This window comes from Blattabacterium sp. (Blatta orientalis) str. Tarazona (genome assembly GCF_000334405.1).
In the GTDB taxonomy this organism is placed as follows: domain Bacteria; phylum Bacteroidota; class Bacteroidia; order Flavobacteriales; family Blattabacteriaceae; genus Blattabacterium.
This window is the reverse complement of record NC_020195.1, coordinates 277960-298975: the sequence shown is the minus strand read 5'-3', so window position 1 is coordinate 298975 and position 21016 is coordinate 277960. Positions and strand designations below refer to the sequence as shown.

The 21016-nt window shown below is 32.0% G+C and carries 14 protein-coding genes, 5 tRNA genes, 3 rRNA genes and 2 pseudogenes; 11 read left to right on the top strand and 13 right to left on the bottom strand.

What is annotated here, in order from left to right:
* Positions 1-10: 10 nt before the first annotated feature.
* Entirely contained in the window at positions 11-1726 is a 1716-nt protein-coding gene (locus BLBBOR_RS01525) for a ribonucleoside-diphosphate reductase subunit alpha (protein ID WP_015370683.1), read from the top strand.
* A 16-nt stretch (positions 1727-1742) separates the two neighbouring features.
* Here the strand turns inward: BLBBOR_RS01525 and rrf are convergent.
* From rrf to BLBBOR_RS01500, 5 genes are all read right to left on the bottom strand, one after another.
* Positions 1743-1853, bottom strand: a 5S ribosomal RNA gene (gene rrf, locus BLBBOR_RS01520).
* A gap of 45 nt (positions 1854-1898) precedes the next feature.
* Positions 1899-4792: ribosomal RNA gene (locus BLBBOR_RS01515) — 23S ribosomal RNA — on the bottom strand.
* Between the two features lie 48 nt (positions 4793-4840).
* A tRNA-Ala gene (locus tag BLBBOR_RS01510) sits at positions 4841-4914 on the bottom strand.
* A gap of 13 nt (positions 4915-4927) precedes the next feature.
* A tRNA-Ile gene (locus BLBBOR_RS01505) sits at positions 4928-5001 on the bottom strand.
* A gap of 74 nt (positions 5002-5075) precedes the next feature.
* A 16S ribosomal RNA gene (locus BLBBOR_RS01500) occupies positions 5076-6614 on the bottom strand.
* Together the 16S, 23S and 5S rRNA genes with 2 tRNA genes alongside form the textbook arrangement of a ribosomal RNA operon.
* Positions 6615-6847: 233 nt before the next feature.
* Between BLBBOR_RS01500 and queA the strand changes: the two genes are divergently transcribed.
* Genes queA through topA form a run of 3 tightly spaced genes read left to right on the top strand, consistent with a single transcriptional unit; the run spans position 6848 to position 11029 of the window.
* The gene (gene queA, locus BLBBOR_RS01495) at positions 6848-7891 is read left to right on the top strand and encodes a tRNA preQ1(34) S-adenosylmethionine ribosyltransferase-isomerase QueA (RefSeq protein WP_015370682.1); all 1044 of its coding nucleotides are present in this window, start codon (positions 6848-6850) and stop codon (positions 7889-7891) included.
* Positions 7892-7947: 56 nt separating this feature from the next.
* The gene (locus BLBBOR_RS01490) at positions 7948-8925 is read left to right on the top strand and encodes a polyprenyl synthetase family protein (protein ID WP_015370681.1); all 978 of its coding nucleotides are present in this window, start codon (positions 7948-7950) and stop codon (positions 8923-8925) included.
* Positions 8926-8935: 10 nt separating this feature from the next.
* On the top strand, positions 8936-11029 hold the full coding sequence (topA, locus tag BLBBOR_RS01485) for a type I DNA topoisomerase (RefSeq protein ID WP_015370680.1): 2094 nt from the start codon (positions 8936-8938) through the stop codon (positions 11027-11029).
* Between the two features lie 6 nt (positions 11030-11035).
* Here topA and BLBBOR_RS01480 read toward each other — a convergent pair whose 3' ends face one another.
* On the bottom strand, positions 11036-11458 hold the full coding sequence (locus BLBBOR_RS01480) for a hypothetical protein (protein ID WP_015370679.1): 423 nt from the start codon (positions 11456-11458) through the stop codon (positions 11036-11038).
* Between the two features lie 257 nt (positions 11459-11715).
* Here BLBBOR_RS01480 and rsmI point away from each other — a divergent pair, with 257 nt between their 5' ends.
* Complete coding sequence (gene rsmI / locus BLBBOR_RS01475; RefSeq protein ID WP_015370678.1) at positions 11716-12381, top strand: 16S rRNA (cytidine(1402)-2'-O)-methyltransferase; 666 nt, start codon at positions 11716-11718, stop codon at positions 12379-12381.
* Here rsmI and asd read toward each other — a convergent pair.
* A complete protein-coding gene (asd, locus tag BLBBOR_RS01470; RefSeq protein ID WP_015370677.1) occupies positions 12378-13370 on the bottom strand; it encodes an aspartate-semialdehyde dehydrogenase in 993 nt (330 codons plus the stop codon). The genes rsmI and asd overlap by 4 nt on opposite strands.
* 175 nt (positions 13371-13545) lie before the next feature.
* Here asd and gmk point away from each other — a divergent pair, with 175 nt between their 5' ends.
* On the top strand, positions 13546-14130 hold the full coding sequence (gene gmk, locus BLBBOR_RS03220; protein WP_083891311.1) for a guanylate kinase: 585 nt from the start codon (positions 13546-13548) through the stop codon (positions 14128-14130).
* Here gmk and BLBBOR_RS01465 read toward each other — a convergent pair.
* The 3 genes from BLBBOR_RS01465 to rpiB all read right to left on the bottom strand — a co-directional run bounded on the left by BLBBOR_RS01465 (position 14112) and on the right by rpiB (position 14708).
* A tRNA-Pro gene (locus tag BLBBOR_RS01465) sits at positions 14112-14186 on the bottom strand. The two genes, gmk and BLBBOR_RS01465, sit on opposite strands and share 19 nt — an antisense overlap.
* Positions 14187-14191: 5 nt before the next feature.
* Positions 14192-14265: transfer RNA gene (locus BLBBOR_RS01460), tRNA-Asn, on the bottom strand.
* Positions 14256-14708 carry a ribose 5-phosphate isomerase B gene (rpiB, locus tag BLBBOR_RS03215; protein WP_015370675.1) on the bottom strand — a complete coding sequence of 151 codons (453 nt, stop codon included), beginning with the start codon at positions 14706-14708 and terminating at the stop codon, positions 14256-14258. Before rpiB ends, BLBBOR_RS01460 begins: the two co-directional genes overlap by 10 nt.
* A gap of 80 nt (positions 14709-14788) precedes the next feature.
* Here rpiB and pgk point away from each other — a divergent pair, with 80 nt between their 5' ends.
* The 4 genes from pgk to BLBBOR_RS01435 all read left to right on the top strand — a co-directional run bounded on the left by pgk (position 14789) and on the right by BLBBOR_RS01435 (position 17148).
* On the top strand, positions 14789-16024 hold the full coding sequence (gene pgk / locus BLBBOR_RS01450; protein WP_015370674.1) for a phosphoglycerate kinase: 1236 nt from the start codon (positions 14789-14791) through the stop codon (positions 16022-16024).
* Between the two features lie 68 nt (positions 16025-16092).
* The gene (locus BLBBOR_RS01445; RefSeq protein ID WP_045118222.1) at positions 16093-16701 is read left to right on the top strand and encodes a superoxide dismutase; all 609 of its coding nucleotides are present in this window, start codon (positions 16093-16095) and stop codon (positions 16699-16701) included.
* Positions 16702-16715: 14 nt separating this feature from the next.
* Positions 16716-17069, top strand: a complete 354-nt coding sequence (folB, locus tag BLBBOR_RS01440) for a dihydroneopterin aldolase (RefSeq protein WP_015370672.1) — start codon at positions 16716-16718, stop codon at positions 17067-17069.
* A gap of 8 nt (positions 17070-17077) precedes the next feature.
* Positions 17078-17148, top strand: a tRNA-Cys gene (locus BLBBOR_RS01435).
* Positions 17149-17202: 54 nt separating this feature from the next.
* Here the strand turns inward: BLBBOR_RS01435 and BLBBOR_RS03340 are convergent.
* A pseudogene (locus BLBBOR_RS03340) lies at positions 17203-17349 on the bottom strand (hypothetical protein); the annotation flags it as partial.
* Positions 17350-17551: 202 nt separating this feature from the next.
* Between BLBBOR_RS03340 and BLBBOR_RS01430 the strand changes: the two are divergent.
* Positions 17552-18335: pseudogene (locus tag BLBBOR_RS01430) on the top strand (uroporphyrinogen-III synthase).
* On the opposite strand, the gene glmS reads toward BLBBOR_RS01430, so the two are convergent.
* A complete protein-coding gene (gene glmS, locus BLBBOR_RS01425) occupies positions 18296-20149 on the bottom strand; it encodes a glutamine--fructose-6-phosphate transaminase (isomerizing) (RefSeq protein WP_015370670.1) in 1854 nt (617 codons plus the stop codon). The pseudogene BLBBOR_RS01430 and the gene glmS overlap by 40 nt on opposite strands.
* 32 nt (positions 20150-20181) lie before the next feature.
* Positions 20182-20997, bottom strand: a complete 816-nt coding sequence (locus BLBBOR_RS01420) for a glycogen/starch synthase (protein ID WP_015370669.1) — start codon at positions 20995-20997, stop codon at positions 20182-20184.
* Between the last annotated feature and the right edge of the window lie 19 nt (positions 20998-21016).

The window sequence follows — 21016 nt, the reverse complement described above, 5'->3', positions numbered from 1 at the left end:
TACTAAAAAAATGGAAACACACCCTATTGCAGAAAAGAAAGGATGGAAAGTAGGAATAGATTTTCCTGTATGGGCAAATAATGAACTGTATCTGACTACAATTAAAGGTGGATATTTATTAAATGGAGAAACTCCTTTTGAAGCATATAAAAGATTGTCTGAAAATGCGGCAAAAATTCTTAAAAAGCCAAAAATAGAAAAGAAATTTTTTAATATTTTATGGAAGGGATGGCTTATCCCCTCTACTCCAGTTATGGTGAATCTTGGAACGGAAAAAGGATTACCTATTAGCTGTTTTTCCGGTCGTGTTGGAGATAGTATGTATGAAATCTATAGGAAAAATTTGGAAATGGCTATTTTGAGCAAACATGGAGGAGGTACCTCTTATGATTTTAGTCTTATCAGACCAGTAGGAAGTCCTATAAAAAATGGAACATTAGGAACTTCTGATGGAATTATTCCTTTTGTGAAATCATATGATAGTGCCATTATTGCTAGTAAACAAGGAAGTACACGAAGAGGCGCAGTAGCTATTTACTTGAATATAGAACATCAAGAATATCCAGAATTTTTAAAAATAAGAGAACCTAAGGGAGATATTAATCGTCAATGTCACAATGTTCATCAAGGGGTTATTCTTTCTAATTCTTTCATGGAAAAAGTGTTAAAAAAAAATGGAAAAGAAAGAAGTTTGTGGATAAATACCCTCAAAGAACGTGTAAAAACGGGAGAACCTTATTTATTCTTTAAAGACAATGCAAATAGAAATCTTCCAGAAAATTGGAAAAAAAACGGATTAAAAATACATCACAGCAATCTTTGCTCAGAAATAATGTTACCAACAGATAAAACTCATACACTTGTATGTTGTCTCTCTTCTTTAAATTTATATAAATATGTAGAATGGAAAGATACTCAAACTGTATTTTATGCTATTTTGTTTCTTGATGCAGTTTTGCAAGAATTCATTAATAAAGGAAAAAACATTAAAGGAATAGAAGATGCTGTTCGTTTTGCAGAGAAAAGTAGAGCTTTAGGTTTAGGAGCCTTAGGCTGGCATTCTTATCTACAATCTAGAATGATTCCCTTTATTTCTGTAAAATCTGAAATATTAACTCATGACATCTTTGGAAAGATTCGATCAGAATCTCAAAAAGCAACTCGATATTTAGCTAAGGAATATGGGGAGTCAGAATGGAACATAGGCACAGGAAGAAGAAATTTGACCTTAATGGCTATGGCTCCCAATAGGAGTTCCGCAAAATTAGCTGGAGGTCTATCTCAAGGGGTTGAACCATTAGCAGCCAATATATATGTAGATGATGACGCAAAAGGTATGCATATTCGAAAAAATCCTTGCTTAGAAAAAATCCTTATAAAAAGTGGATGTAATTTACCAGAAGTCTGGGAACAGATAGCCAATGAAAAAGGATCTTGTCTAGGATTAACAGGTCTTAGTGAAAAAGAAAAAAATGTATTTCTATGTTTCAAGGAAATAAATCAATTGGAATTAATCAAACAAGCTAGTATACGACAAAAATATATTGATCAAGGCCAAAGTATTAATCTTGCTTTTCACCAAAATACTCCAGCTAAATTTATCAACAAAGTCCATTTAGAAGCCTGGAAAATAGGATTAAAAAGTCTTTACTACTATAGAAGCGAAAGCATTCTCCGTGCAGAAAACACAAAAAGCAGAGATCTCTATTCAGAATGTCTGTTGTAATGTTGTAATAAAGAAAAAAGGGCGGCGACTTACTCTCCCGGAATAACCAGTACCATCAGCGCTAACGTGTTTAACTTCTCTGTTCGGAATGGTAAAGAGGTGGGTCCACATTGCTATAGCCGCCCATAAAAAAAATTAAAAAAACATAACATACAACAAAGAAAAAAGGAAAAAATAAAAGCCTACGGGTAATTAGTACTACTCAGCTATGACATTACTGTCTTTACACTTGTAGCCTATCTACGTTGTGATCTTCAACGACCCTTAAAAGAAGCCTTATCTTGTGGTGAGTTTCGCACTTATATGCTTTCAGTGCTTATCTCTTCCGAACGTAGCTACTCAGCAATGCATCTGGCGACACAACTGATACACCAGAGGTTCGTCCAATTCGGTCCTCTCGTACTAGAATCAGCTCCACTCAAGCTTCTAACGCTCGCAATAGATAGAGACCGAACTGTCTCACGACGTTCTGAACCCAGCTCGCGTGCCACTTTAATGGGCGAACAGCCCAACCCTTGGGACCTTCTCCAGCCCCAGGATGTGACGAGCCGACATCGAGGTGCCGAACCTCCCCGTCGATGTGAGCTCTTGGGGGAGACTAGCCTGTTATCCCCGGAGTACCTTTTATCCTTTGAGCGATGGCCCTTCCATACGGAACCACCGGATCACTATGCCCTACTTTCGTACCTGATCGACTTGTATGTCTCACAGTCAAGCACCCTTATGCCATTACACTCTACACACGATTACCAAACGTGTTGAGGGTACCTTTGGGAGCCTCCGTTACCTTTTTGGAGGCGACCACCCCAGTCAAACTACCCACCACGCAATGTCCTCAATAGATTTGATTGAGTTAGATTTCAAATAAAAAAAGGGTGGTATTTCAAGGTAGACTCCATATTGCCTGACGACAATACTTCTAAGTCTCCCACCTATCCTACACATTTTTTAATCAAAATCAATACGAAGCTATAGTAAAGGTTCACAGGGTCTTTTCGTCCCATTGCGAGTAATCGGCATCTTCACCGATATTACAATTTCACCGAGCTCACGGCTGAGACAGTTTCCAGATCGTTACACCATTCGTGCAGGTCGGAACTTACCCGACAAGGAATTTCGCTACCTTAGGACCGTTATAGTTACGGCCGCCGTTTACTGGGGCTTCAGTCAAAAGCTTTGCCTAAGCTAACCTTTTTCTTTAACCTTCCAGTACTGGGCAGGTGTCAGACCCTATACATCATTTTTCAATTTAGCAGAGTCCTATGTTTTTGATAAACAGTCGCCTGGATCTTTTCACTGCGGCCTTCTTTATGGGAAGGCAACCTTTCTCCCGAAGTTACAGGTTCATTTTGCCTAGTTCCTTAGCCGTGAATCACTCGAGCACCTCAGGATTCTCTCCTTAACTACCTGTGTCGGTTTTGGTACGGATCACTTTTATCTGAAGCTTAGAGGCTTTTCTTGGGAGCTCTTACCTGTACTATCCACTCTCCCGAAGGTTTGTGGTACTATCATAGATCAGCAAAACATACGGATTTTCCTGTATATTTTAATACCTAACTATTTCAACGTACACTTCCGTCCGTACGCGACAGTTTCATTTCTCCGTCCCCCCTATCGCAATAAAAGCAAGTACCGGAATATTAACCGGTTTTCCATCGACTACACCTTTCGATTACGTCTTAGGATCCGACTAACCCTCAGTTGATTAACATAGCTGAGGAAACCTTAGTTTTTCGGTGTGCGGTTTTCTCTTCCGCATTATCGTTACTTATACCTACATTTTCTTTTGTAATCACTCCACTAGATCTCACGATCTAGCTTCATTGTCATTACAATGCTCCCCTACCGATTTTTCAATCCCATAGTTTCGGCGATATATTTATGCCCGATTATTATCCATGCTCAATCACTCGACTAGTGAGCTGTTACGCACTCTTTAAATGAATAGCTGCTTCCAAGCTAACATCCTAGCTGTCTGTGTAACTGAACTTCGTTTGTTCAACTTAATATATACTTTGGGGCCTTAACTGATGATCTGGGTTGTTTCCCTCTTGGACATGGATCTTAGCACCCACGCCCTCACTACCGTGAAACATAATGACAGCATTCGGAGTTTGTCAGGAATTAGTAGGTGATGAAACCCCTTCATCCAATCAGTAGCTCTACCTCTGTCTTATTTTAACACGATGCTGCACCTAAATGCATTTCGGGGAGTACGAGCTATCTCCGAGTTTGATTGGCCTTTCACCCCTACCCACAAGTCATCCGAAGACTTTTCAACGTCAACCGGTTCGGTCCTCCACTATGTGTTACCACAGCTTCAACCTGCCCATGGGTAGATCACTCGGTTTCGCGTCTAATTCTTCCGACTAAACGCCCTATTTAAGACTCGCTTTCGCTACGGCTCCATAGCTGAACTACTTAACCTTGCCGGAAAAATTAACTCGTAGGTTCATTATGCAAAAGGCACGTCGTTACCTTACTGAAAGGCTTCGACAGCTTGTAAGCGTATGGTTTCAGGATCTATTTCACCCTTCTATTCGAAGTACTTTTCACCTTTCCCTCACGGTACTAGTTCACTATCGGTCTCTGAGTAGTATTTAGCCTTACCGGATGGTCCCGGTCGATTCAGACAAGATTTCCCGTGTCCCGTCTTAATCAGGTTACTACTGAGGTTATTTTTTTATTTCGCATACAGGATTATCACCTTCTATGATTGATTTTTCCAAATCATTCTACTATAAAAAAATATTCCTCATATTATGTAGACCTACAACCCCACTATGGCCGTAACCATAATGGTTTGGGCTATTCCGATTTCGCTCGCCACTACTAACGGAATCACTTTTGTTTTCTCTTCCTCTAGATACTTAGATGTTTCAGTTCTCTAGGTTCGCCTTACTTTAAAAAAAGTAATATCATATGATTAATATGATAGGTTTCCCTATTCGGAAATCTGCGGATCAATTTGTATGTGCCAATCCCCGCAGCTTATCGCAGCTTATCACGTCCTTCATCGCCTCTCAGAGCCAAGGCATCCACCATACGCCCTTACTTAGCTTTTATTTTCCCTGTATCTTATGTAATATGTATGTTATGTTAAAGAACTTTAAATGGAGAATATCGGAGTCGAACCGATGACCTCCTGCGTGCAAAACAGGCGCTCTATCCAGCTGAGCTAATCCCCCTCCACGATATATATAGTCTCGCGCGGAATTGAACCGCGGACCTCTACATTATCAGTGTAGCGCTCTAACCAGCTGAGCTACGAGACTGATATCAAAATCAATCTCCAATATTTATAAAAAACTTCTAGCCCAATTCTTCAAATTCTTTTAATAAACTCTAAAAAAGAGATGTTCCAGCCGCACCTTCCGGTACGGCTACCTTGTTACGACTTAGCCCCAGTTATCGATTTTACCTTAAGCAGTTCCTTTTATGGTCACCGATTTCAGGTCCCCCCGACTTCCATGGCTTGACGGGCGGTGTGTACAAGGCCCGGGAACGTATTCACCGCATCATGGCTGATATGCGATTACTAGCGATTCCAACTTCATAGAGTCGAGTTGCAGACTCCAATCCGAACTGAGATCGACTTTTAGAGATTAGCTTCTGATTGCCCAGTAGCAAAACCCTTTGTACCGACCATTGTAGCACGTGTGTAGCCCAAGGCATAAGAGCCGTGATGATTTGACGTCATCCCCACCTTCCTCTCGACTTACGTCGGCAGTCTTGTTAGAGTCCCCGACTTTACTCGCTGGCAACTAACAATAAGGGTTGCGCTCGTTGAGGGACTTAACCCAACACCTCACGGCACGAGCTGACGACAACCATGCAGCATCTTGTACTCCGTCCGAAGACTAAACTATTTCTAGCTTATTCGCAGTACATTTAAACCTTGGTAAGGTTCCTCGCGTATCATCGAATTAAACCACATGCTCCACCGCTTGTGCGGGCCCCCGTCAATTCCTTTGAGTTTCAGCCTTGCGACCGTACTCCCCAGGTGGATCACTTATCACTTTCGCTTAGCCGCTGAATACAAAATCCAACAACTAGTGATCATCGTTTACGGCGTGGACTACCAGGGTATCTAATCCTGTTTGCTCCCCACGCTTTCGTGCCTCAGCGTCAGTATAGACTTAGTAACCTGCTTTCGCGATCGGTGTTCTGTGTGATATCTAAGCATTTCACCGCTACACCACACATTCCAGTTACTCCAATCTCACTCTAGCTTATCAGTATCAATAGCCATTTTAACAGTTAAGCTGCAACATTTCACTACTGACTTAATAAACCGCCTACGCACCCTTTAAACCCAATAAATCCGGATAACGCTTGTGTCCTCCGTATTACCGCGGCTGCTGGCACGGAGTTTGCCGACACTTATTCGTATAGTACATTCACAATTTTTATCTCGTAAAAATTTTTATTCCTATACAAAAGCAGTTTACAACCCATAGGGCCTTCTTCCTGCACGCGGCGTGGCTGGTTCAGAGTTTCCTCCATTGACCAATATTCCTCACTGCTGCCTCCCGTAGGAGTCTGGTCCGTATCTCAGTACCAGTGTGGGGGATCACCCTCTCAGGCCCCCTACCGATCATTGTCTTTGTAGGCTATTACCCTACCAACTAACTAATCAGACGCACGCCTATCTTTTGCCGCATTATATGCTTTAATAATATTATCATGCAATAATATTATATTATAGAATATTAATCCAAGTTTCCTCAGGCTATTTTCTAGCAAAAGGTAAGTTACGTACGTGTTACGCACCCGTTCGCCGGTCGCCATCAAGATCTAAAAAATAGATCTTATGCTGCCCCTCGACTTGCATGTGTTAAGCCCGCCGCTAGCGTTCATCCTGAGCCAGGATCAAACTCTCCGTTGTAATAAAATAAATCAAAATACGCAAAAAATTTCATTAAAAAATCCTCAGAATCAGGCATAGAAGCTCCTTATTCAACATGACAAAGAACAACTTAAAAAGTTTTTTTTAAAAAAACTTTATTAGCATACACAAATGTATATATATTTTTTTGTTAAAAAAAAAATAATCTAATTTTATCAAAAAAAAACCTATAGTATTAATTTGTCTAAACAAACTCTTTGCTAATCTAAATTATGAGAACTTCAGATTTCGATTTCGGTCTTCCATTAGACCTTTTAGCTAATCAACCTACTGAGGAAAGAGATGAATCTAGGTTAATGATTATAGATAGAAAAAATAATGGCATTAAACATGAAATTTTTAAAGATTTACATCAATATTTCGAAGAAGGTGATACTATTATTTTTAATAACACAAAAGTATTTCCTGCAAGATTATTCGGAAACAAAGAAAAAACAGAAGCAAAAATAGAAGTTTTCTTACTTAGAGAATTAGACCCAATAGATAGAACTTGGGACGTATTAGTTGATCCAGCAAGAAAAGTTAGAGTAGGAAACAAATTAAACTTTGGACATGGATTGACAGGAGAAGTCATAGATAATACAACTTCTAGAGGAAGGATATTACAACTTCATTTCAGTGGAACACATAATGAACTCATAAAAAAAATTAAAGAATTAGGAAAAACTCCTTTGCCAAAATACATTAAAAGATTGCCTGATAAAAATGATGAAGAAAGATATCAAACTATTTATGCAAAAAAAGAAGGATCTGTTGCCGCACCTACAGCAGGATTACATTTTTCAAAACACTTATTAAAAAAATTAGAAATAAAAGGAATAAACTTGGTAGAAATAACTTTACATCTTGGGTTAGGAAGTTTCTTACCCGTGGAAGTAGAAGATATATCTAAACATAAAATGGATTCTGAAAAATGTTTTATAAAAAAAGAAACATGTGATATTATTAACAAAAGTATTCAACAAAAAAAACGGATATGTGCTGTAGGAACTTCATCCATGCGTTCCATAGAAAGCTCTGTATCTTCCAATAAATATTTAAATCCTTTTTCTGGATGGACCAATAAATTCATTTTTCCTCCTTACAATTTCAGCATAGCCAACTCTATGATTACAAATTTTCACATGCCAAAATCGACTTTATTAATGATGACCGCCGCATTTACTGGATATGATCTTCTTATGAAAGCATATAAAATAGCTACAAAAGAAAAATACAGATTTTATTCCTACGGAGATTCCATGTTGATTTTGTAAATATTATAATCTTTAATTACAAAAAAACATAATCTTAAAAAAAAGATCAAAATATTATGAAGAAAATACTTGAAAAAGTTAAAGAATCTATAAATGAAGAAATGAAAACTTTTGAAAAAAAATTTCATACCATTATAAAAAGTGATGTACCTCTTATAAATAAAATAACACATTATATTGTTCATAGAAAAGGAAAACAAATTCGACCTATGTTTGTCTTCCTAATTGCAAAAATGCTAGGAACTATTCAAAAAAAAACCTATCATACAGCCTCTTTAATAGAATTGATACATACTGCTACTCTTGTTCATGATGATGTTATCGACAATAGTTATCTTCGTCGTGGTTCTTTTTCCATAAATGCTATATGGAAAAATAAAATAGCTGTTTTAGTAGGAGATTACTTACTTTCTAAAAGTCTTTTATTAGCTACAGAAAATAATTATCATGATCTTCTAAAAATTATTTGTAGAACAATTAAAGATATGAGTGAAGGGGAATTGTTACAAATGGAAAAATCTAAAAAACTTGATATCACTGAAAGAATTTATAATCAGATCATTTATCATAAGACTGCAAGTCTAATTGCAGCTTCTTGTGAAGGGGGAGCTCGTTCAGTAAATGCTAATGAAGATATCGCATTAAAAATGCGAAAATTTGGAGGATTAACGGGGGTTGCTTTTCAAATAAAAGATGATTTATTTGACTACAATGAATCTAATAAAAATTTAACAGGAAAACCTATTGGAATTGATTTTATGGAAAAAAAAATGACTCTTCCACTTATTTATACAATTCAAAAAGCATCTCAGAATGATCAAAAATGGATATTAAATTCTATAAAAAATTATGATGAAAAAAAAAGACATCAAATTATTGCTTATGTGAAAAAATATGGAGGCATAGAATACGCAATCCAGAAAATGATAAGAATACGTAATAATGCATTAAAAATATTAGATCCTTATCCAGATAGTATAATCAAGAAGTCTTTAAAAACAATGGTAAATTTTATTATTGAAAGGAATATCTAATAAAAAAAACATGAAAAAAAACTTAGTAATTGTTGAATCTCCTACTAAAGCTAATACCATACAAATATTTCTTGGAAAAGAGTTTTATGTAGTTCCAAGTTACGGACACTTAATAGATCTTCCAGAAAAAAAAATAGGAATCGATATCAATAAAGATTTTCAGCCCAATTATGTAATTCTCACCAAAAAAAGAAAAATAGTTCAGAATTTAAAAACTTTAATAAAAGATTTCAATCTAATTTGGTTAGCTTCCGATGAAGATCGTGAAGGAGAAGCTATTGCTTATCAAATTTACAAAATCCTAAACATTCCTTCTGAAAGATTTAGAAGAATAGTCTTTCATGAGATTACAAAAAAAGCTATTCTACATGCCATAAAAAATCCTAGATTAATTGATTATAATTTAGTTTATGCACAACAAGCAAGACGAATTTTAGATCGATTAGTAGGATTTCAATTATCTCCTATTTTATGGAAAAAAATTAACGCTGGACTTTCTGCGGGAAGAGTCCAATCTGCAGCACTTAGACTTATAGTAGAAAGAGAAAAAAATATTCAAAACTTCATCCCAACTCCTGGATATCAAATATTTGGAATATTTACCAATAAGAATGAAATGACTATGAATGCAAAGTTGGAAAAAAAAATAGAAGGGGTGAAAAAAATGAAAAACATTTTACAAGCATGTATTGATTCTTCTTTTTTCATTAAAAAAATTGTTACTAAACAAGAAAAAAAAACTCCACCACCTCCATTCACAACTTCTTCTTTGCAACAAGAAGCTTGTAAAAAATTAAATTTTTCTATATCAAAAACTATGTTTTTGGCACAAAAATTATATGAAAAAGGATACATTACATATATGCGTACAGATAGTACTAATTTATCCAAAGATGTTTTATCAGAAATAAAAAACTATATTCTCTCTTCATATGGAAAATTGTATTTATCTCCAAAAGAGTTTTCATCTAAAAAAAAATTTTCTCAAGAAGCTCATGAAGCTATTCATCCCACCGATATAGAAAAAAATTCTTTGGAAAATTTAGATACGTATCAAAAAATCCTTTATAAACTCATATGGGAAAGAACTATAATAGGACAGATGACGGACGCAAATATTGAAAAAAAAATTTTTTATATTCAATCTTCAAACTTTGAGATTCCTTTTGTCTTTACCCAAAAGACTATCATATTCGATGGGTTTATGAAAATCCATGGAAAGGAGGATTTAAAAAAAACAGAAAAAATTTATCAGAAATTAAAAAGGAACACTTTTACAAAAAAAGTAATTACAGCAAAACAAGTTTTTACAAAACATTTACCAAGATACAACGAAGCTTCTTTAGTAAAAAATTTAGAAAAACTAGGAATAGGAAGGCCTTCTACTTATGTTCCCATTATTTCTACTATCCAAAAAAGAAACTATGTCAACCTGCAAAAATCTATTAAGAAGAAAGAATATCGTGAGTCTTTCATTCTAAAAAATAATAGAATCATTGAAAAAAAAGATGAAATTACAGAGATAGAAAAAAACAAATTTATCCCAACTGAAATAGGTGTTCTAACTACTAATTTCTTGAAAAAGAATTTCCATGAAATTGTCGATTATGATTTCACAGCAAATTTAGAAAAAGAATTTGATAACATAGCTAAAGGAAAAGTTTCTTGGAAAAAAATCATAAAAAATTTTTATGATGGATTTCATGAAAAAATAGAACACGTTGAAAAAAACGTAGAAAAAGTTCATAAAAAACGTTTTTTAGGCATAGATCCAATATCTAAAAAAAAAATTTTTTCCCAAGTAGCCAGATTTGGACCTATTGTTCAAATGGGAGAATTTAAAGACAAAGAAAAACCTAAATTTTCTCCATTGCTCATTAGTCAAAAAATTGATACAATCTCCTTAGAAACTGCATTAAAACTTCTAGAATTGCCTAAATTCTTAGGAATTTTTGAAGAAGAAAAAGTTTTATTAAAAATAAACAAGTATAATGTCTATATTAGACATAAAAATAAATCCATTCCAATTGAAGAAGAAATTTTTTTTAATTCCTTTCATTTAAAAGATGCTATTGATGTGATCAAAAAAAATAGAAAAAAATAAGAGTTTTTAACTCTCAAAATATCTTTGATTTAAATATGTAGTAGGATATGCTTGATCATGTCCTGTTCTTTTCACATGGTCTAAATACTTAGGTATATAAGACAAGGCTTTTATTCTATCAGATAAAGACATTCTATCCCATAAATTTTCCGCCATCTTTTTTTTTCCTACTTTATATTTATAATCTGTCCAAAAACGATTAAAAGATAAGTCTACAGGAATTTCTTCTATAGAAAACGCTGCTTTTGCATTTTTCATTTTATTTATAATAGATTCGTTATAAGGAATATATTTTCCTATCCATACATAATGTGATAAAGAAAGTTTTTCTGGAAACACGACTTCTCTCAAAAAACCATTTAAATCATACTTAAATATGATCTCTCCAGATACCAGGGGACTTCTAAATATATATTGTTTACCTTTCATTCCTTTTTTTATTTCACCATCATCTATTAATTCTTTTAATTAATAAAAATACCATGAACAACTATCATAAAAAAATTTTACATATATACAATGATAATGAAATGTCAATCTGAAATATGCTTAAATACAATAACGATTTAATTAAAAAAAATAATATAATAGAAAAACTATAAGGAAAGTTATAGATTTTTTATCTAGGAAAAATCTAAACAAAATCTATCATTATAAGATCTTTTTTTCATATATTATGAGATAAAATGCTGTATATAATTCCTACCCCTATAGGAAATAGAGAAGATTTAACTTTTAGAAGTTTGCGTATCTTAAATGAGGTAGATCTTATTTTAGCAGAAAATAAGAAAATTTCTAAAAGATTATTGAATTTTTATAACATTAAAACCCACATAAAAACTTATCATGCATATAACGAACATAAAATGATTTCTTCTATTTTGGAAAAAATAAAAAAAGGAAAAAAACTGGCGTTAATTTCCAATGCAGGGACTCCAAGTATATCCGATCCAGGATTCTTGCTTATTAAATCCTGTATTAAAGCTTCTATTTCCATAGAATGTTTACCTGGACCAACCGCCCTTATCCCAGCTGTAGTAATTTCTGGATTTCCTATTAATGAGTTTACTTTTGTTGGTTTTTTGACCCAAAAAAAAAGAAAAATACAATTGAGTAATTTGTCAAAAGAAAATAGAACAATCATCTTATATGAATCTCCTCATAGATTATTACGAACATTAAACGACTTAAAAGATTTTTTTGGATTAAAAAGAAACATTGTTATCTGTAAAGAAATATCTAAGATGTTTCAGGAAACTTTAAGAGGAAATATTGAAGACATAATTCTACATTATAAAAATATAAAGAAAGTATTGGGAGAATATGTCATAATTATAGAGAGAAAGCTCTAAATATATTTTTTTTCAATCAAAGATTCCACTATTTGTATTGCATTTGTAGCTGCCCCTTTACGTAAATTATCTGCAACAATCCAAAAATTTAGAGAATTTGAACAAGAATAATCTTTACGAATACGCCCAACAAATACTTCATCTTTTCCATGAGCAAACAATGGCATTGGATAAATATTTTTTTTTGGATTATCTTGAACCACAATTCCTTTCTTTTTAGAAAAAATTTCATAAATATGATCAATATTAGGCTCTCTTTTAAACGTGACATTCACACTTTCCGAATGTCCACCTATAACAGGAACACGTACGGCCGTAGCTGTTATAGCTATGTTCTGATCATTTATGATTTTTTTTGTTTCTCTCATTAGCTTGATTTCTTCTACGGTATAACCATTTTCTCCAAATGAATCACAATGTGGTAATACATTTTGATAAATAGGATATGGATATACTTTTTCATAAGTCATTAATGATTTCTTTTCACTATTTAATTGATCTATAGCTTTTTTTCCTGTACCTGTCACGGATTGATAGGTAGAAACAATAACACGATTTATTCCATACTCCAAATGCAAAGGATGTAAAATCATAACCAGTTGTATTGTAGAACAATTTGGATTAGCTATGATCTTATCTTTTTTAGATAAAGAAGATATATTAATTTCAGGAACAACTAACTTTTTATCAGGATCCATTCTCCATGCAGAAGAATTATCTATTACAGTAGTCCCTATTTTGGAAAACCTAGGAGCCCATTCTTTGGAAATAGAAGATCCAGCCGAAAATAAAACAACATCAAGATTCTTTAAAATCAAATCTTGAATTCCAATTATCGGATATTTTTTTTTTCGAAAAAAAAATTCTTTTCCTATTGATTTTTCGGAAGCGGATAGATACAATTCTTTTACTGGAAAATTTCTAGTTTCTAAAACTTCCATCATTACACGTCCTACCATTCCTGTAACACCTACTATTCCTAATTTCATAAACTTGTTAAATTTATTCCTAGATTTTCTTATTTTCCATATACTTAGTCCATGTTAAGGAAAAAATGACCAAAGTATGAACAAAGTTAGGAAATAATAACGAAGAAATGAAAATAAATTATAATATTCTTATTTTTTAATTCAATAATCCTGATAATAGTTTATAATGATAAAGATGAAAAAAGGAAAGATGATTATTTTATCAGGTCCTTCAGGATCTGGAAAAACGACTATTTCAAAGCATATACTTTCAAAAGTTACAGAATTAAAATTTTCTGTTTCATGTACTACACGTCCTATAAGAAATAAAGAAAAACATGGGATAGACTATTATTTTATTTCTACGAAAAAATTTATTTCTAAAATAAAAAAATATCAGTTTGCAGAATGGGAAGAAGTTTATCCAAAACTATTTTATGGAACCTTAAAAAGCGAGATATCTAAAATATGGAATGAAAATAAACATATTTTATTTGATGTCGATGTGAAAGGAGGATTACATTTAAAAAAACTATATCCAAATAATTCTCTATCTATATTTGTTCTGGTACATTCCATAGAAATATTAAAAAAAAGATTATTAAAAAGAAATCACGAAAATTTATCTAAGATAAAAACACGTTTAGAGAAAGCTAGCATAGAATGGAGATATGCAAATTTATTTGATGTAATATTGCTAAACCTAAATTTGTATCAAACAAAAAAAAAGACTGTAAATCTAGTATCAAATTTTATTTACAATCGGGGTGACTGGACTTGAACCAGCGACCACACGTCCCCCAGACGTTTACTCTATCCCAACTGAGCTACACCCCGAAGAGCTCCTCAGGCTGGATTCGAACCAGCGACACCCTGATTAACAGTCAGGTGCTCTAACCAACTGAGCTACTGAGGATTTTCATTTTTATTGGTAATTTTTTCTATCCTTCTTTTATGTCTTCCACCTTCAAAATCTGTTTTCAAAAACATTTCTACTATTTCCAAAACCTCTTTTTTACTTTCTAAAAAACGCGCAGGCAAACTTAACACATTAGCATTATTATGTTTTCTAGCTAAAAATGCGACTTCTTTATTCCACACTAATGCCGCGCGGATCTTTTGATATTTATTAGCAGTCATAGAAGCTCCATTTCCGCTTCCGCAAATAATAATCCCAAAATCCATTTCCCCTTTATCTACTGATTCAACTGTAGGATGGATGAAATCTGGATAATCAACTTTCTTTCCATAGCTAGAAAAACCAAAATCCTTTATATGATAACCCTTCTTAACTAAAAAGTCAATTATCAGATGTTTATAATCTACTCCTGTATGATCAGATCCTATTGCTATTTTCATTCATTTCTTATTAAGAAACATAATATAAAAATACATGAAAAATTACATAATTAAAATCTATTTATTTTTGTATATTTCATATGAACATTTCAATATTGGTTATGATAGAGAATATAAAAACCGCAAATGATTTCAATTTTAAAAATAAAATAGCTTTAGTGAGAGTAGATTTCAATGTTCCTGTTAATAATAATCAATCCTATCAAATTATCGATGATACACGTATTCTATATAGTCTTCCTACCATTCAAAAAATAATTTATGATTCCGGAAAAGTAGTTCTTATTTCTCATTTTGGAAGACCAAAAGGAAAATGTTCAAAAATTTATTCCTTAAGATTCATCATTTCTTATTTATCCAAAAAATTAAAAACCCCTATACAATTTTCGGAAAATTGTATAGGAAAAGCAGTAGAAAAAAAAATTTCTGAATTAAAAAATGGAGAAGTTTTACTATTAGAAAACATTCGTTTCTATAAAGAAGAAGAGGAGGGAAATGAAAATTTTGCTTTCCAATTATCCAAACTTGGAGATATTTATGTAAACGATGCTTTTGGCGTATCTCATCGTCCACATGCTTCCATTAGCATAGTTCCTAAATTTTTTAGAGGAAGAAAATGTATAGGATTTCTTATGAAAAAAGAAATTCAATCTTTAAAAAAAGTTTTAGGAAAAGGGATGGCTCCCATTACAATCTTATTAGGAGGAGCAAAAATTTCTTCTAAAATAGCTATCATTGAAAATCTAATTAACTTGGTAGATTACATATTGATAGGAGGAGCAATGTCTTATCCTTTTATTAAAGCCAAAGGAGGAAAAGTTGGGGATTCCCTTGTAGACGAATATAAAGATCTTAAAATATTGCAAAAAATTATTGAACAATATCAAAAACAAAAGAAAACAAAAATTTTTTTCCCAAAAGATGTGATCATCGCCGATTCTTTTAAAAACTCTGCTAAAACTAAAATCGTTTCTATTCACTCTATCCCTAATGGTTGGATGGGATTGGATATAGGTCCTGCATCCATAAAACATTTTTGCGAAATCATAAATTATTCTCGTACAATTCTTTGGAATGGACCATTAGGAGTTTTTGAATTTCAAAATTTTTCTTCAGGAACTACTTCCATAGCAAAAGCTATCGTGAGAGCTACTGAAAACGGAGCCTTTTCTTTAGTAGGAGGTGGAGATTCTATTGCTGCATTAAAAATGAAAAAATATGAAACTAAAATTAGTTATTTATCTACTGGTGGGGGGGCCATGTTAGAAAGCCTAAAAAATAAAATTCTTCCTGGAATAAAAGCAATAATTTCATAGTTTTTCTTGTATTTTTAATTTTAATTATATTTGTTCATTAAAACAATTGCATTAAAAAAATAATGAATATGTCATTCAAACTTCCAAAATTATCTTATAATTATAAAGATCTAGAACCTTATATAGATCAAAAAACTATGGAAATCCATTATACAAAACATCATGCAGGATATACTAATAATTTAAATAAAGCTATTGAAGGAACAGATCTTACACTTCTTTCTATAGAAGAAATCCTGCGAAGATCTAATATTGAAAAGCGAATAGTACGTAATAATGGTGGAGGTTTTTATAATCATAATTTTTTTTGGGAAATATTAATTCCTCATTTAGATTATACCCCTCCAAGCAAATATATAAAAAACGCCATTGAAAAAGACTTTAAGTCCTTTGACGCTTTTAAAGAAAAATTTACCTCTATTGCTATGAATCGTTTTGGTTCTGGATGGACTTGGTTATGTGTAAAAGAAAAAAAGTTAACTATTTGTTCTACAGCTAATCAAGACAATCCTGTTATGTTAGGAATAGGTTGCGAAGGAGTTCCGATATTAGGATTAGATGTTTGGGAACATGCCTATTATCTTCAATACCAAAACCGTCGTGCTGATTACATCTCTTCTTTTTGGAAGATTATCAACTGGAAAAAAATAGAAGAAAATTACAAAAAAGCCATATAAGAATAGGATATAGAATGGGGAAGATTCTTGTTGAAAATATCAAATTATTTGGATTTCACGGATGCATGCCAGAAGAAGCCACTTTAGGGTCATATTATACGGTAAATTTAGAAATTGAATTAGATCTTTATAAAGCTTCAATAAGTGATGATTTATCAAAAACTATTGACTATGTGCATTTATATCGCATTGTAAAAGAAGAAATGGCTATTAATTCAAAATTATTAGAACATTTAGCTCAAAGAATTATTCAAAGAATCAAAAAATATAGAATAGATTTAGTAAAATCAACAAGAATAAAAATTTGCAAAGAAAATCCACCTCTACAAAGCCGTGTGGATAGAGTTTGCATTGTTTTAGATGGATGATAAATTAAGGCACTGTGGCCGATTGGAAAGGCAGAGGTCTGCAAAACCTTTTATAGCGGTTCGATTCCGCTCTGTGCCTCTTTGATAGATTCTCTTGCACTTTTCTTAAAATATTAATATGATTTTCTATTTTTTTTGTATAAAAAAAATAATTGTACAAAAAATCTTTCTCTGTAATATTATATTTTTTATATATTTTATCCTCTTTCTCTTTACAAAACGGACCATCCAAAGGAGAAAATAAATTATTCAAAAGAAGTTCCGTTATCAGATTTACCATTTTTTTATGAGGAATAATAAGACTAATGGGAATACTTTTTTCTGAAAAAACAAAAAAAACAGTAATAGAATTATTTTTTTCATTTGCAATGATATTTTCTACTTGTTCATTATCAGTTGTTATGTTAATTTATCCTAACTTTTTTGTACATTTGCAAATTTAAATCTTTATTCCTGTGATTTTTCAATAATACAATGATATAATGAAGATCAATAATATTCTCGTTTCACAAGCATTTACAAGTTCAAATTCTCCCTATATAGAACTCAGTAAAAATGAAAATGTAAAAATAGATTTTAGATCTTTCATAGAAGTAAAAGGAGCATCATCTTCTGATGTAAGAAAACAGAAAATAAACTTTTCTGATTTTACTGTAGTTCTTTTCATAAGTAAAAAATCCATAGATCATTATTTTAGATTAGCAGAATCAATGCGTTTCAAAGTTCCTATTTCTATGAAGTATTTTTGTCAAACAGCAGCCATAGCTTATTACTTACAAAAGTATATAGTGTACAGAAAAAGAAAAATATACATTGGAAAAAAATCCTTTCAAGACATTCTCCCTTACATTAAGAAACATTCAAAAGAAAAATTCATTTTACCCTCTTCAGATATATTAAAACCAGAAATTCCAAAAATTCTGAAGAAACTCAATATTTTTTGGAAAAGAGCTATTTTATACAAAACTACTTCTAGTGATTTATCTGATTTAAAAAATATTTATTATGATATTTTAGTTTTCTTTAGCCCAGCATGTATAAAATCTTTATTTGAAAACTTTCCTAAGTTTGATCAAAATAACATAAAAATCGCAACTTTTGGTAAAAATACTTTAGATGCAGCTTACAAAGCCGGATTAAAAATAGAAATAAAAGTTCCAACCAAAAAATAATCCTTCCATGGCTAAAGCTTTAGAAAAATACATACAGGAATATCGTTATAAAAATTATTCCACTGTGACAGATTTAGCCAAATTCCTTGGCTGATCTACATTTTCTCCACGTATAAAAGCTATCTGATAAGCCAATAATTGAAGAGGAATCACCGTGACTAATGGACTAAGTTCTTCAGATATTTCTGGAACTTGTATTACATGATCTGCTAACATACTTACTTGTATATCCCCTTCATTAACTATTGCTATTATTTTTCCTTTCCTTGCTTTAATTTCCTCAATATTTCCTACAATCTTATCATAACATCCTTTTTTTGTAGCTATAATTATAACAGGGATCTTTTCATCTATTAAAGCAATAGGTCCATGCTTCATCTCTGCAGCAGGATACCCCTCAGCATGAATATAGGAAATTTCTTTCAATTTTAAAGCTCCTTCTAAAGCTACTGGAAAATTAATTCCTCTACCTAAATAAAGAAAGTTATTTACATTGTAAAATATTTTAGATATTTTTTTTATAGTTTCATCCATTTTTAATGTCCTGCTCACTTTATCTGGAATAGAACCCAATTCTTGACATAAATATTTGTAACGACTATCTGTAATCGCTGATCTATGTTTTCCTATTTTCAAAGCTAGCAAAACAAGAACAGTGATTTGTGCTGTGAAAGCTTTTGTAGAAGCCACTCCTATTTCAGGTCCAGCATGTGTATAAGCTCCTGCGTCTACATTTCTTGCTATAGATGATCCAACTACATTACAAATTCCAAAAACAAAAGCTCCTTTTTTCTTAGCTAATTTTAAAGCAGCTATAGTATCTGCGGTTTCTCCAGATTGGGAAATCACTATAACAATATCCCTTTTTTCTATAATAGGATTCCTATATCTAAATTCAGAAGCATATTCTACTTCTACTGGAACATGAGCTAATTCTTCTAATAAGTACTCTCCAATTAAACTAGCATGCCATGAAGTTCCACAAGCTACTATAGTTATACATCTAGCATTAATAAATACGTCCTTATTAGATTCAATTCCATCAATACAAATAACTCCCCCATCTGCAATTAATAATCTTCCACGTAAAGTATCTAAAATCGTTTTTGGTTGTTCATAAATTTCTTTTAACATGAAATATTTGTATTCTCCTTTTTCAATCTTTTGAAGATTAATTTTAAGTTCTTTAATAATTGGATTAAGTTTATGATTATCTATAATCTTACGAAGATCTAATTCTTTATCTTTTCTAAGAATAGCCATTTCACCATCTTTCAAATAAAGAGCATTTTTAGTATAATCAATAAAGGGAATAGGATCAGAAGCAATAAAAAACTCCCTTTCATTTATTCCCAATGCTAGAGGACTTCCTAATTTTGCAATAACAATTCTTTCTGGATTTGATTTTTCTACTATAGCTATAGAATATGCTCCAATCACTTCATTCAGAGAAACTCGTACAGCTTCTTCCAAAGATAATTTATTTTTTTTTTGAATATATTCAATCAAGTTTACTAAAACTTCTGTATCTGTTTTACTTTTAAAAGTGAAACCATTTTTCAATAAAATTATTTTAATTGCATGATAATTTTCTATAATTCCATTGTGAATTAAAATAAGTTCATTAGAATTGGAAACATGAGGATGAGCGTTAATATCATCCGGAATTCCATGTGTAGCCCATCTAGTATGTCCTATTCCAGTTGTTCCTTTTATTTGAATTTTACAAGAAGAAATTTTTTTCTTTAATTCATCAACTTTTCCTTTAGTTTTGTATAGATTATATCCATTTTCATAAAAAATAGCTATTCCAGAACTATCGTACCCACGATATTCCAATTTTTTTAATCCATTAATAAGAATCGGATATGCTTCTCTATATCCCAAATAACCAATTATACCACACATTCTAACTGATAAAATTAGAATTTTTTTTAAAATTAATCTGTTTCTAAAACAGTTTCTTTATAAAATTGTTGATAAACGGTTTCTATTTTTTCTACAGGATAATATTTTAATACTAATAATTTATTTTCATCTATATAGTCTTCTATTTCTTTAGGAAAAGAAAGATCTCCTTTAATTATGGCATCGGAAAAAAACATACATAATTTTATCAGATTAAAATAATTTGGATTTTCTAACAATTTTAATTTTCTAGATTTAATTCCATCAAATTTTACCTTTTTAATAATATCCTTGTTAATAATTCCTTTAAAAGGATTATTATAAATAGAAACCACTATTTTCGTATTCTGGTAAACAGGATCATTTTTGTAAAAATTCTTAATATACAGTGGAATAAAAGAACTAATCCAACCATATATATGAATAATATCTGGCTTCCAATTCAATTTTTTAACAGCTTCCAAAACTCCTTTTGTTAAAAAAAGGGCTCTTTCATCATTATCATGAAAAAATATTCCATTCTCATCTTCATATATAGCTTTTCTTTTAAAATATTCTTCATTATCTATAAAATAAACTTGCAGCCTTGCATCAGGAATAGATGCTACCTTAATTAATAAAGGTTGATCCATCTCATTAATAATTAAATTCATTCCTGACAAACGAATGACTTCATGCAATTGATGTCTTCGTTCATTTATTACTCCAAAACGGGGCATGAATATACGTACATCGTTTCCTATAGACTGCATAAACTTGGTAGCCTTTAAAACTGACAAAGAAATAGGATTCTCTGAAGAGAAAGGAAATAAATCTGAAGAAACATATAATAGACGTTTACCTGTCATTTTATGGAGCTAATTTTTT